The sequence below is a fragment of the Streptomyces sp. NPDC004838 genome (assembly GCF_053600955.1).
Genome location: NZ_JBSGAW010000020.1, coordinates 118,044 through 130,478, shown reverse-complemented (window position 1 = coordinate 130,478; position 12,435 = coordinate 118,044). Strand labels below are relative to the sequence as shown.

The following is a 12,435-nucleotide window of genomic DNA, read 5'->3' as shown; positions in this document are numbered from 1 at the left end:
CGGCCCCGACGTCGCGCGAGAGGCGGAGCCACGGGGGCTCCGGAGCCGCCGCCGTGGCGGCGGACCGGACACCGGACGGCCGGGGACGGCCCCGACCGCGCGCGGGACGGGCGGCGACCGGTCAGGGGTACGCGTGGGGCCGGGGAGGAAGCCCCGGCAGACCCGCCTTGCGGGCCGCGCGCGCCACGCGGGAGCGGCGCCAGTCGCCGAGGCGGTCCGGGTAGACCCGGCCGTCCAGATGGTCCGCCTCGTGCTGGAGGCAGCGGGCGAAGAACCCCGTGCCCTCGACGCGTACCGCCGTGCCGGCGGAGGTCACCCCCTCGACGACGGCGCGGTCGTACCGGCGCGTACCCGCCGAGACGCCGGGCAGCGACAGACAGCCCTCCGGGCCCCGCACGACGACGCCGTCCGCCTCCACCAGCCGTGGATTGACGAGGTGTCCGAGATGGCGTACGTCCTCGTCGTCGGGGCAGTCGTAGACGAACACCCGCAGGGCCACGCCCACCTGGTTCGCCGCGAGCCCCACCCCCTGAGCCGCGTACATCGTGGCGAACATGTCCTCGATGAGGTCTGCGAGCGCGGGACCGAATTCGGTGACGGGTTCACAGGGGTTGTGCAGCACCGGATCGCCGAACAGGCTCATCGGCCTCGGGCGTCCGGAACTGCCGGGGATCGGCCGGTTTCGCATGGGCGCAAGCGTACGTCCGGGCCGCGGCCCGCCCGCGCGGCGGTGCCGTGGTAGGGCGGTCGGGCCGGACCTGGATAGGCTTGGCCCGACCGATGCAAGGAGGATCAAGGACGATGTCAGGCAACTCGGAGCCACTGACGCCTCGCGCCAAGCTCGCCGTGACGGCAGGCAAGGCCGCTGCGGCGGTGTCGCGCGCAGCCGGACGCGGCAGCGGTTCGGTGATCGGCGGCCGGGTCGCGCTCAAGCTCGACCCCGATCTGCTGGGGCGGCTGGCGCAGCACCTGGACATCGTCCTCGTGTCGGCCACCAACGGGAAGACCACGACCACGCGGCTGATCGCCGAGGCCCTGCGCGCCGCCGGCCCCGTCGTCTCCAACGCGCTCGGCGCCAACATGCCCGCCGGCATCACCTCCGCGCTCGCGGGCGGCTCCGACGCCAGGTTCGGGGTGATCGAGGTCGACGAGAAGTATCTCTCCGGGGTCGCCCGCGATGTGACGCCCAAGGCGATCGCCCTGCTCAACCTCTCCCGCGACCAGTTGGACCGCGCCGCCGAGACCCGCATGCTCGCGGAGAAGTGGCGTGAGGGCCTCGCCGGTTCGAAGGCCGTCGTCATCGCCAACGCCGACGACCCCCTGATCGTCTGGGCCGCCTCGTCCTCCCCCAATGTCGTGTGGGTCGCCGCCGGCCAGGAGTGGAAGGACGACGCCTGGTCCTGCCCGTCCTGCGGCGGTGTGCTGCAACGCCCCGGCGACAACTGGTTCTGCGGTGAGTGCCATTTCCGCCGCCCGGCCCCGAGCTGGGTCCTCAACGGCGACCATGTCCTCGACCCGCACGGCTCCGCCTGGCCGATCCGCCTTCAGCTCCCCGGCCGCGCCAACAAGGCGAACGCCGCCACCTCCGCGGCCGTCGCCGCCTGCTTCGGTGTGCCCCCGCAGGTCGCGCTGGAGCGGATGTACTCGGTACAGGCCGTGGCCGGACGCTATGACGTGGTCGGCTTCCAGGGCCGCGAGCTGCGGCTGCTGCTCGCGAAGAACCCGGCCGGCTGGCTGGAGACGTTCTCGCTGATCGACCCGCCGCCGACCCCGGTCATCCTCTCCGTCAACGCCCGCGGCGCCGACGGAACGGACACCTCCTGGCTCTGGGACGTCGACTACACCCGGCTGGCGGGCCACCCGATTATGGTGATCGGCGACCGCCGTCTCGACCTGGCGGTGCGGCTGGAGGTCGCGGGCCTGGACTTCCGGGTCTGTGAGACCGTCGACGAGGCGGTGGGGATGGCTCCGCAGGGCAGGATCGAACTGATCGCGAACTACACGGCCTTCCAGGACGTACGCCGCCGCGTCGGCAACTGATCCCGCCGGACGATCCCGGAGGATCCCGGACGATCCCCGGACCAACGACGAAGGACCGAAGGACTACGAGCATGAGCGACAGCAGCCTGCGTCTGGTCTGGGTCTATCCCGACCTGCTCAGCACTTACGGCGACCAGGGCAACGCCCTCGTCGTGGAGCGCCGGGCCCGGCAGCGCGGTCTCGACGTGCTGCGTATCGACGTACGCAGCGACCAGCAGATCCCCACCTCGGGGGACATCTATCTGATCGGCGGCGGCGAGGACCGCCCGCAGCGGCTGGCGTCCGAGCGGCTGCGCCGTGACGGCGGGCTCTCGCGGGCCGCGGAGAACGGCGCGATCATCTTCTCCGTCTGCGCCGGATACCAGATCCTCGGCCATGAGTTCATCAACGACCTGGGCGAGCGCGAGCCCGGCCTCGGTCTGATCGATGTGATCTCCACGCGCGGGGAGGGCGAGCGCTGCGTCGGCGACGTGCTCGCCGACATCGATCCCCGGCTGGGTCTGCCGCAGCTGACCGGTTTCGAGAACCACCAGGGCATCACGCACCTCGGCCCCACCGCCCGGCCCTTCGCCCGGACCGTTCTCGGCCGCGGCAACGGCACGGGCGACGGCACGGAGGGCGCGTACAACGACACCGTCTTCGGCACCTATATGCACGGTCCCGTCATGGCCCGCAATCCGCAGATCGCGGATCTGCTGCTGAAGCTGGCGCTCGATGTGAACGCGCTGCCCCCGACGGACGACCGGTGGTACGAGGCGCTGCGCGACGAGCGCATCGCCTCCGCGACGCAGCCCGCCTGAGGGGCGCCGAAACCGAACCGGGCGTCCCAACTGGCGGACGCCCGGTTCGGTTTCCGCCACCGTACGCCGGTAGGGTGACGGGGATCCAACCGGACGACGTGGTCCGGGAGTCGGCCCACGTTGCAAAGGTAATCCGGGCTATGCGCATTGGTGTGCTCACCTCCGGGGGCGACTGCCCCGGCCTGAACGCCGTCATCCGCTCCGTCGTGCACCGTGCGGTCGTCGACCACGGCGACGAGGTCATCGGCTTCCACGACGGGTGGAAGGGCCTGCTGGAGTGCGACTACCGCAAGCTCGACCTCGATGCCGTGGGCGGCATCCTGGCCCGCGGCGGCACGATCCTCGGCTCGTCCCGGGTCCGGCCCGAGCATCTGCGGGACGGGGTGGAACGCGCCAGGGGGCATGTGGCCGATCTGGGCCTCGACGCGATCATCCCCATCGGCGGCGAGGGCACGCTCAAGGCCGCCCATCTGCTCTCCGAGGGCGGCCTGCCGATCGTCGGCGTGCCGAAGACCATCGACAACGACATCTCCTCGACCGATGTGACGTTCGGCTTCGACACCGCCGTGGGCGTGGCGACGGAGGCGCTCGACCGGCTGAAGACGACCGCCGAGTCGCATCAGCGGGTGCTGATCGTCGAGGTCATGGGCCGGCACACGGGCTGGATCGCGCTGCACTCGGGCATGGCCGCCGGCGCGCACGCCATCGTCGTGCCGGAGCGGCCCTTCGACATCGGCGAGCTGACCCGGACGGTCGGAGAGCGGTTCGAGGCGGGCAAGCGGTTCGCGATCGTCGTCGTCGCCGAGGGCGCGAAGCCCCGCGAGGGCACCATGCGGTGGGACGAGGGCGGCAAGGACGTCTACGGCCATGAGCGGTTCGCCGGCGTCGCCCGGCAGCTCTCCATCGAGCTGGAGGCACGCCTGGGCAAGGAGGCCCGCCCCGTCATTCTCGGCCATGTGCAGCGCGGTGGTACCCCGACCGCGTACGACCGGGTGCTGGCGACCCGGTTCGGCTGGCACGCGGTGGAGGCGGCGCACCGCGGCGAGTTCGGCATGATGACCGCGCTGCGCGGCGCGGAGATCACGATGGTGCCGCTGGCGCTGGCGGTGGAGACCCTGAAGACCGTGCCGTCGGAGCGGTACGCCGAAGCGGAGTGCGTCATGTAGGCCGGCCGTGAGCGAGTGACTGCCCCCGGCCGCGAGCGCTGCCGGGGGCAGTTCTACTGTGGTGCGGGCAAGCGCGTCACCAGCACGAACCGGGAGCCGTCGGATGGATCACAGCGAACACGGCACATCGATGGAGCTGCCGCCGTTCACGCTGGGACGGGGGCTGGAGTTCGCACCGGACCCGTTCTTCCTGACGGGCTGCGTCCTGGCACTGCTGCTGTACGGATGGGGTGTGCTGCGGCTGCGTCGGCGCGGCGACTCCTGGCAGACCGGCCGCACCGCCTTCTTCGTCGCCGGTGTGCTGACCGTGGCGCTCGCGATGTGCACCAAGCTCAACGACTACGGCATGGTCATGTTCAGCGTGCACATGGTGCAGCACATGATCATCAGCATGGTCTCGCCGATTCTGCTGCTGCTGGGCGCACCCGTGACCCTGGCGCTGAGGGCGCTGCCGGTCGCGGGCCGGGGCCGTCGCAAGGGGCCGCGGGAGCTGCTGCTCGCTCTGCTGCAGAGCCGGTACATGAGGGTCGTGACGCACCCGGCCTTCACGATCCCGATGTTCATCGCGTCGCTGTACGGGCTCTACTTCACCCCGCTCTTCGACTTCCTGATGAAGTCGCAGGCGGGTCATATCGCGATGATGGTGCACTTCCTCGCCGTGGGCCTGATCTTCTTCTGGCCGATCATGGGCGTGGATCCCGGGCCGCACCGTCCCGGCTATGTGATGCGGATCCTGGAGCTGTTCGCGGGGATGCCGTTCCACGCCTTCTTCGGCATCGCGCTGATGATGGCGAGCGCGCCGATGGTCAAGGCGTACGAGAATCCCCCGGCCTCGCTCGGGATCGACGCCCTGGCGGACCAGAGCGCGGCGGGCGGCATCGCCTGGGCGTTCAGCGAGATCCCGTCGGTGCTGGTGCTGATCGCGCTGGTGTACCAGTGGTACGGATCGGATCAGCGGCAGGCCAGGCGCAAGGACCGGGCCGCGGACCGGGACGGCGACAAGGAGCTGGAGGCGTACAACGCGTATCTCGCCTCGCTCCACGCGCGCGGCGGTGGCTGACGGGACGGTAGCGCTCCGCCCCGCTCCGGGGTGACGATGACGGATGGCGACGATCGCCGTCCGAGGCGGTCGTCGTCCGAGGAGGGCGCGGATGTCCGGATCCACGAAGACGATGGGAGTGCTGACCGTCTCGGCCCTGGTGGTCGTGACCGCTTACACGGCAGCGCTCGGGAGCAATGGCTGGCTCTGGCTCGGCTGGGTGGTGCTCGGCCTGCTGACGATCGGGATGGTCGCCTCGCGCGGCGGCTGAACGCCGTGGCGGGGCCGTGAAAGGCCGACGGCGGACAGCGGTGACCGGGTGCGGCGACCGGGTGCGCCGACCGGAGCGGCGGGTCGCGGACGGGAAAGTCGGCCGGGGAGCCGTCCGGGTCCGCCGCTCGGCGTGAGAAGCGACTGTGCGGCATCAGAAGCGGAAGACGGCTCCGGTCGCCGCGTCGAGTTCGCAGGCGTTGGCGTAGGTCCTGGTCCAACGGGTGGCGCGCTCGTCCCGGCCGCCGGTGGCCCCGGCGGTGACCGGGTCGAACCTCTTGGTGCACGGGTGGGGGTCGCCGGGCAGCCGGTCGAAGTCTCCGCCCGCGGCGGCGACGGCCGCGCAGGCGGCTGCCGCCTCGGGGTGAGGTCCGGCGGGTTCGGGGCGGCACCTCAGACGTACTCCGCGCAGTCGGTCGCCGCCGCTCCCGGAGACGGTCAGGAAGAGTCCGCCGTCGGTGGCCGCGGGATCGTGCCGCGGGGCCCGCGCGGCTTGGGCGGGCGCGACCGTGGCGAGGGTGATCAGGGCGGCTGCGGCGAAGGCGGCGCTGCGGTGCATCCGGTGCATCCTGTGCATCCCCGTGCGTCCTATGCTCGAAGGGCTTGGGGCCGGCGCGCGGTCGGGCCGACGGAGGCCAGAGCACTCCCGGACGGCGGCGCGGGCAAGGGGCCACGCGGCCCCGGTCGCGCGTACGGGCGGCGCGCACCACCCGTACGGCGGCGCTCGGGCCGTCTCCGTCCGCCGCGGCCACCCTCATCCGTGCGTGTGTCGTCGACACGCGTGTGCTGGGCATCCGGGGCGTACGCGCGCGGTCGTCCGAGCCCGGTCCGGGCCGTGTGCGGACGTACTGCTCCGGTCCGGAAGGCCGGACGGGCGCGTACCGCTCCGGGACGTACGGCGTGCACGGGACCGGCCACGGGGCGGCCGCGCGCACGGGACGGACCAGGGGCGGCCGGCTCCCGCGGGCCCGAGCCCGACCGGTCAGCCCACGCCTGCGCCGACCCGGCCCGATACGCGGGCCTCCGGGCGCGTACCCCGGCCGGTGTCCCCGTCGGCGGGGACGGCGGCGGGCAACGGCTTGGACGCGCGCGTGGGGAGCGTCGGCGTCCGGGCGGCCCGAGGGATGTGCTCGGCCTCCTTCACCCGCCGGCTGAACCAGATCACCTTGCCCGTGTCCGTGCCGCAGGTGCCCCAGCTGTCGCTGAGGACCGCGACGGTGGCGAGTCCGCCCGTCGCCGGGCAGGAACTCGTCACCTTCGGCAGACGGCGGTCGTTGTCCGCGACCGAGACGATGAGATGACGTCCGGTCCAGCGGAGTTCCACCACACAGGTCTTGTCACCGGGAACGTGCCGGACGACATTTCCTATCAACTCGTCGACGGCACGGCACACCGGCGCGATGTGGGGTTCGAGTTTCCAGTACCGGAGATGGGCCGCGAGAATGCGGCGGATCCGGGGGATCCGCTCCATGGATGCCTGCACTTCCATGAGGTAACGGCAGGCGGTCTGAACATGCATGACCGTGGGCTCCTCACCGCGACAGACCGGCTCCTCCACTACGGACCCCGAGTGCGGAAAGTGAGCGCCTGACGCTTCTCAGTCACTGATCAGAGTGACCCCGAGTGCCGCCGCCCGCAACACAAGGACCCTCCGCACCACCGGAAAACCCGGCCCCGGGACTTCACAGTCAGCCCTGACTGTGGGATGGTCGATTGACAGTCAGCCCTGACTGTCAATCGGGAGGTGGGCGGATGCCGCGCGAGGAACAACGGGAGGCGACACGCCGCCGGATCGTGGAGGCGGCCGTGGAGTCGCTGATCGAGGCCGGGTACGCCGCCAGTACGACATTGGAGGTACAGCGGCGGGCGGGGGTGAGCAGGGGCGCCCTGCTGCACCACTTCCCGTCGCGGCAGGAGTTGTTCGGCGCGGCCATCACCGAACTGGTCGCCAGGAACGAGGCGGCGGTCTGGGAGCAGTTGGCCGACGCCCCGCCCGGTCTGGATCCGCTGTCGCGGGCCCTGTGGGTGCTCCGGGCCTCCAACACCCGTCCGGCGTTCGGCGCGGAGCTGGAGCTGTGGGCGGCGGCGCGCTCGGACACGGAGCTGCGCACCGTGCTACGGCGGGCCGAGGGGGCGGCCAAGCGTGACCTCTACCGGGTGGTCGGCGACCTCGTCGGACCGGAGATCGCCGCGTCGCCCGGCTACCCGCTCGTCGCCGAGCTGACCGTCCAGCTTCTGCGCGGTCTGGCCATCTCCGACGCCCTGTACCGGGATCGCGACGACGAGGCACTGCTGGAGCAGTGGGCGGCCGTCGCCCGGACCGTCCTGGGCAACCCACCCCCGCACAACCCTTCCGGAGGAGACGTATGACCATCCTGTACGAGACGAGGGACCGCAAGGCGTATCTCACGCTGAACCGGCCGGAGCGGCTGAACGCCATCACCTTCGAGCTGGCACGGGATCTGGCCGCCGCGGTCGAGCGGGCGAACGACGACCCCGCCGTGCATGTGATCGTGGTGCAGGGCGCGGGCCGGGCGTTCTGCTCGGGCTACGACCTCAAGGACTACGCGGAGGACGGCGTCGGCACCCAGGAAGTGGTGTGGGACCCGATCAAGGACTACCGCTCGATGAAGCGCAACACCGACGACTACTTCTCGCTGTGGCGCTCGCTGAAGCCGACCATCGCCAAGGTCCACGGATACGCGGTCGCGGGCGGCAGCGATATCGCGCTCTCCTGCGATCTGGTGGTGATGGCCGACGACGCCCGCATCGGATACATGCCCTCTCGGGTGTGGGGCTGCCCGACGACGGCGATGTGGGTGTACCGGCTGGGCGCCGAGCGCGCCAAGCGGATGCTGCTGACCGGCGACACCATCGACGGCGTACAGGCCGCCGACTGGGGCCTGGTGCTGGAGTCCGCACCGCCCGGGGAACTGGACGCCCGGGTCGAGGCCCTGGCCGACCGAATGGCGGGAGTGCCGGTCAATCAGCTCGCCATGCAGAAGCTGATGATCAATCAGGCGTACGACAACATGGGGCTGCAGGGCACCCAGATCCTGGCGACGCTGTTCGACGGGATCACCCGCCACTCCCCCGAGGGGCGCTGGTTCCAGGAGTTCGCCGCCACCCACGGTTTCCACGAAGCGGTGAAGTGGCGGGATTCGGGGCGGTGGATCCCGGAGGGCGGCGGACCGGCCCCGACCGCGGAGGAACTGGCCGACGGGGAACCGGCCGACGCCGGGGCGACGGGCTCCGGTGCCGCCGGCGCGACCGGAGGAGACAACCGATGACGGCCCTGTCGTTCTGGCCCGCCGACACCGGCCGCCCCGTCCTCGAGACCACCTGCGGCACCGTGCTGCGCGACGCGGCCACGACCGTGCCGAACACGGTCGCGCTGGCGGAGTTCGTCCCGCCCGGCCTGCCCGGCCGCCAGTGGACCTACCGTGACCTGCTCCAGGACGCCGAACGCGCCGCATCCTGGTTGCAGGAACGTTTCACCCCTGGTGAGCGCGTTGCCGTCTGGGCACCGAACCTGCCCGAGTGGGTGATCCTCCAGTACGGGGCAGGGCTTGCCGGAATCGTCCTGGTCACCGCCAACCCGGCGCTGCGCGAGGCGGAGCTGAAGCATCTGCTGCGCCAGTCCGGAGCCGCCGGGATCGTCTATCTGGAGTCCTTCCGCGGCACGGACATGGCCGCGATCCTGGACCGCGTCACACCCGGCCTTCCCGGCCTGCGGGAGCGCGTCGGCTTCACCGGCTGGCACGACCGGCTGGCGGACGTCACCGTCCGGCCGCTGCCCGAAGTCGCGCCGGGCGGCGCGGCGCAGATCCAGTACACCTCCGGCACGACCGGAGCGCCCAAGGGCGCGGTGCTGCACCATCGCGGCCTCGTCACCAACGCCGACTACGTGGCCGCCCGGGTGGGCTTCCCCGACGGCGGTGTCTGGGTGAGCGCGCTGCCCCTGTTCCACACCGCCGGGTGCGGGCTGACCGTCCTGGGCTGCGCGCTGCGCCGCGGCACTCTGGTGCTGCCCTCGTTCTACGAGCCGGCGCTCGTCCTGTCGGCGATGCAGCACTGGCGCGCCGACACCTTCGGCGGGGTCCCCGCGATGCTCGGCGGGCTGCTCGCCCACCCGGAGTTCGACTCCTACGATCTGGCCTCCTGCGCCCGTGTCATGTCGGGGGGCGACAGCGTTCCGGCTCCCATGGTGACCGAGGCGGAGCGGCGGCTCGGCGCGCGGTTCTCCACCGTGTACGGGCAGACCGAACTGAGCCCGATCGTCGCGCAGACCAGCCCCGACGACTCGATCGAGGACAAGACCACCACGACCGGGCGACCCCTGTGGCAGGTCGAGATGAAGGTCGTCGATCCGCTTACCGGCGAGGTGGTACCGGCCGGTCTGCCCGGCGAGATCTGCGCCCGCGGCTATCAGGTCATGCTCGGCTACCACGACCAGCCCGACGCCACCGCGGCGGCCGTCGACCCGGACGGCTGGCTGCACACGGGCGATCTGGGCACCATGGACGAACGCGGCTATCTCACCATCACCGGCCGCCTCAAGGACATGATCATCCGAGGTGGGGAGAACATCTATCCCGCCGAGATCGAGGCCGCCCTCGTCCGCCATCCCGCCGTCCGCGCCGCCGTCATCCTCGGCGTGCCGGACACCCGTTGGGGCGAACAGGTCGCGGCCGTCGTCACTCCCACGGATCCGGACCGTCCACCGACGGCGGACGAACTCCGGGAGTATCTGCGCGCCGGTCTCGCGCCGCACAAGACGCCACGGCACTGGTATCTCGCCGAGGCGTTCCCGGCCAACGCCATGGGCAAGATCCAGAAGTTCGTGCTCCGCGATCGGCTCGCCGCACTGCCCGTACTGCCCTGACGCTCGGGCCGCCGGCGACCCCCGGCGGCCCGACCTAGGTGCATTTGGTCCGATTTCAGATGATTTACCATCACCGGCCCCACGTGACGGGCGACACGCCCGGCCGACCCGAGCCGCCGACCCTCGAGCCAGGCGAACCGCGATTTCAGCCGACATGGACACCCTTGCATAACATGTCCTATTTACCCGTTTAATTCCTCATATCCCCAAGAGGCATTCCCTGTTGTCTCTTTCCCGTAACGACGCCATCGGTGACAAGCGTCACTCGGCCGCGAATTCGATCAACTCCTCGAAGTCTCATTTCATCGCCATACGGCGCGAGTTGAGAATCCCGACCCAACGGGAATAACAAGATCCCCGGAATTCGATCAACGAAGAAGATATCGGAACGGGAATAGCACCTTGTTCCCATGGCCGGGTTTCGTCTAGGTTCATCGTCACTCGGGACGGAACGCCTAATCCTGCCGCCGCCCGACCATCGATCCTACTCACTCACGTACGGCAGGAGCGGGGGAACCAGGTTAGCCGCCGGTACCGAAAGGAACCGGCTCGGGGTGAATCCGCACCACCGGTGCGGTAGGGCATCTCCAGCCCGAACCCGACAGCTCACCTCGCAGGCGACGGAGAGGAACTCACCATGCCTGCAAAGGTTGATCGGCACCTGACCGGAACCACCACGCTCACCAGGGGACTCGTCGCCCTCGGAACGCTCGGCGCCCTGCTGGTCCTGCCGGTAGCCGGTGCGGCCACCGCTCACGCGGCGCCGGCCACCAAGGGTTCCGCGCCGGCCGCCCAGACCGTGAAGTACCCCGACAACCTTCACGGGTGGATCTCGGAAGCGCTGTCCATCATGAAGAAGCACGGAATTCCGGGCAGCTACGAGGGAATTCACCGGAACATCATGCGCGAGTCCTCCGGCAATCCGCGAGCGATCAACAACTGGGATTCCAACGCGGCTGCCGGAATCCCGTCCAAGGGCCTCCTGCAGGTCATCGACCCGACGTTCCGGGCCTACCACGTGCCGGGCACTTCGACCGACAGTTACGACCCGGTCGCCAATATCGTCGCCGCCTGCAACTACGCGGCCGACCGATACGGCTCGATCGACAATGTGAACGGGCCTTACTGACGCCCCCATCGACTCCCTGGCCGAGAACGCCCCCGTACAGCGGGGGCGTTCTCGGCTGTCGGCCGCGGACCGCGGTACGGAGCGACGACCGTGGCTCCGCCCACCACACCCCGGGATCCCCGGACCCTCGGAACTCTCCCCGGATCCTCGGAACTCCAGGTGTCCCCCGCGCCCCTGAACCCCTCGCCGAAGCACGGCGGAGAACCGGCAGCGGGCGGCGGATGTCCGACCGGACGTGATTACAGGCGACCGGACCCGCACATAAACTGACCCCCGCACAACAGCCTGCTACAGCGTGCGAACGAGCGGAACGCGGCCCAGAGCCGACCCAGGGACAGTGGGGAGAGACACCGTGTTCTACTACGTTCTCAAGTACGTCGTCCTGGGGCCGCTTCTCCGGTTGCTGTTCCGCCCCCGCATCGAGGGACTCGAACACCTCCCCGAGGACGGCGCGGCCATCGTCGCCGGAAACCACCTGTCGTTCTCGGATCACTTTCTGATGCCCGCGATCATCAAGCGGCGCATCACGTTCCTGGCCAAGGCGGAGTACTTCACCGGCCCCGGTCTGAAGGGGAGGCTGACGGCGGCGTTCTTCCGCAGCGCGGGGCAGATCCCGGTGGACCGGTCCGGCAAGGACGCCGGCCAGGCGGCGATCCGTGAAGGGCTCGGGGTGCTGGGCAAGGGCGAGCTGCTGGGCATCTACCCGGAGGGCACCCGGTCGCACGACGGACGCCTCTACAAAGGCAAGGTCGGCGTCGCGGTGATGGCCCTCAAGGCGGGCGTGCCGGTGATTCCCTGCGCGATGGTGGGGACCTTCGAGATCCAGCCTCCCGGGCAGGTGCTGCCGAGGATCAAGCGGGTCTCCGTGCGGTTCGGCGAGCCCCTGGACTTCTCCCGGTACGCGGGCCTGGAGAACCAGAAGGCGGCCATCAGGGCAGTCACCGACGAGATCATGTACGCAATCCTCGAACTCTCCGGCCAGGAGTACGTGGACCGGTACGCGGCCGAGGTGAAGGCGGAGCTGGAGCAGTCGAAGAAGGCCGCCCGCCGCGAGGGCTGAGCACGGGAAGCAGGGGCGGCCGGTCCTGGTGGAGCGCCGCGCACGT

Annotated in this window: 13 protein-coding genes and 1 riboswitch; of the genes, 10 read left to right on the top strand and 3 right to left on the bottom strand. The window is 70.5% G+C overall.

Annotated features, from left to right (window positions below; genetic code table 11):
- Positions 1–121: 121 nt before the first annotated feature.
- On the bottom strand, positions 122–688 hold the full coding sequence (gene def, locus ACWEFL_RS22820; protein WP_451715581.1) for a peptide deformylase: 567 nt from the start codon (positions 686–688) through the stop codon (positions 122–124).
- 113 nt (positions 689–801) lie between these two features.
- Between def and ACWEFL_RS22815 the strand changes: the two genes are divergently transcribed.
- From ACWEFL_RS22815 to ACWEFL_RS22795, 5 genes are all read left to right on the top strand, one after another.
- Positions 802–2,040 (top strand): MurT ligase domain-containing protein, encoded by a 1,239-nt coding sequence (locus ACWEFL_RS22815; RefSeq protein WP_451715578.1) that lies wholly within the window; start codon positions 802–804, stop codon positions 2,038–2,040.
- Between the two features lie 71 nt (positions 2,041–2,111).
- Positions 2,112–2,840: a type 1 glutamine amidotransferase gene (locus ACWEFL_RS22810; protein ID WP_451715575.1), complete on the top strand. Its 729-nt coding sequence runs from the start codon at positions 2,112–2,114 to the stop codon at positions 2,838–2,840.
- Positions 2,841–2,980: 140 nt separating this feature from the next.
- Positions 2,981–4,006, top strand: coding sequence for a 6-phosphofructokinase (locus ACWEFL_RS22805; protein ID WP_451715572.1), 1,026 nt, complete (start codon positions 2,981–2,983; stop codon positions 4,004–4,006).
- A gap of 103 nt (positions 4,007–4,109) precedes the next feature.
- Complete coding sequence (locus ACWEFL_RS22800) at positions 4,110–5,066, top strand: cytochrome c oxidase assembly protein (protein WP_451715570.1); 957 nt, start codon at positions 4,110–4,112, stop codon at positions 5,064–5,066.
- 91 nt (positions 5,067–5,157) lie between these two features.
- The gene (locus tag ACWEFL_RS22795) at positions 5,158–5,316 is read left to right on the top strand and encodes a hypothetical protein (RefSeq protein WP_451715567.1); all 159 of its coding nucleotides are present in this window, start codon (positions 5,158–5,160) and stop codon (positions 5,314–5,316) included.
- 153 nt (positions 5,317–5,469) lie between these two features.
- Here ACWEFL_RS22795 and ACWEFL_RS22790 read toward each other — a convergent pair whose 3' ends face one another.
- Both ACWEFL_RS22790 and ACWEFL_RS22785 read right to left on the bottom strand, forming a co-directional pair.
- Positions 5,470–5,874, bottom strand: coding sequence for an SSI family serine proteinase inhibitor (locus tag ACWEFL_RS22790; protein ID WP_451715566.1), 405 nt, complete (start codon positions 5,872–5,874; stop codon positions 5,470–5,472).
- 423 nt (positions 5,875–6,297) lie between these two features.
- A complete protein-coding gene (locus ACWEFL_RS22785) occupies positions 6,298–6,834 on the bottom strand; it encodes an ATP-binding protein (RefSeq protein ID WP_451715564.1) in 537 nt (178 codons plus the stop codon).
- 233 nt (positions 6,835–7,067) lie between these two features.
- Between ACWEFL_RS22785 and ACWEFL_RS22780 the strand changes: the two genes are divergently transcribed.
- The 5 genes from ACWEFL_RS22780 to ACWEFL_RS22760 all read left to right on the top strand — a co-directional run bounded on the left by ACWEFL_RS22780 (position 7,068) and on the right by ACWEFL_RS22760 (position 12,389).
- Positions 7,068–7,685: a TetR/AcrR family transcriptional regulator gene (locus ACWEFL_RS22780; RefSeq protein ID WP_451715561.1), complete on the top strand. Its 618-nt coding sequence runs from the start codon at positions 7,068–7,070 to the stop codon at positions 7,683–7,685.
- On the top strand, positions 7,682–8,605 hold the full coding sequence (locus ACWEFL_RS22775; RefSeq protein WP_451715558.1) for a crotonase/enoyl-CoA hydratase family protein: 924 nt from the start codon (positions 7,682–7,684) through the stop codon (positions 8,603–8,605). The genes ACWEFL_RS22780 and ACWEFL_RS22775 overlap by 4 nt, the downstream gene beginning before the upstream one ends.
- The gene (locus tag ACWEFL_RS22770) at positions 8,602–10,200 is read left to right on the top strand and encodes an AMP-binding protein (protein ID WP_451715555.1); all 1,599 of its coding nucleotides are present in this window, start codon (positions 8,602–8,604) and stop codon (positions 10,198–10,200) included. The genes ACWEFL_RS22775 and ACWEFL_RS22770 overlap by 4 nt, the downstream gene beginning before the upstream one ends.
- 475 nt (positions 10,201–10,675) lie before the next feature.
- Positions 10,676–10,835: riboswitch (cyclic di-AMP (ydaO/yuaA leader) on the top strand.
- Between the two features lie 2 nt (positions 10,836–10,837).
- Positions 10,838–11,329 carry a transglycosylase SLT domain-containing protein gene (locus tag ACWEFL_RS22765; RefSeq protein ID WP_451715552.1) on the top strand — a complete coding sequence of 164 codons (492 nt, stop codon included), beginning with the start codon at positions 10,838–10,840 and terminating at the stop codon, positions 11,327–11,329.
- Positions 11,330–11,681: 352 nt separating this feature from the next.
- A complete protein-coding gene (locus ACWEFL_RS22760) occupies positions 11,682–12,389 on the top strand; it encodes a lysophospholipid acyltransferase family protein (protein WP_451715550.1) in 708 nt (235 codons plus the stop codon).
- Positions 12,390–12,435 lie beyond the last annotated feature (46 nt).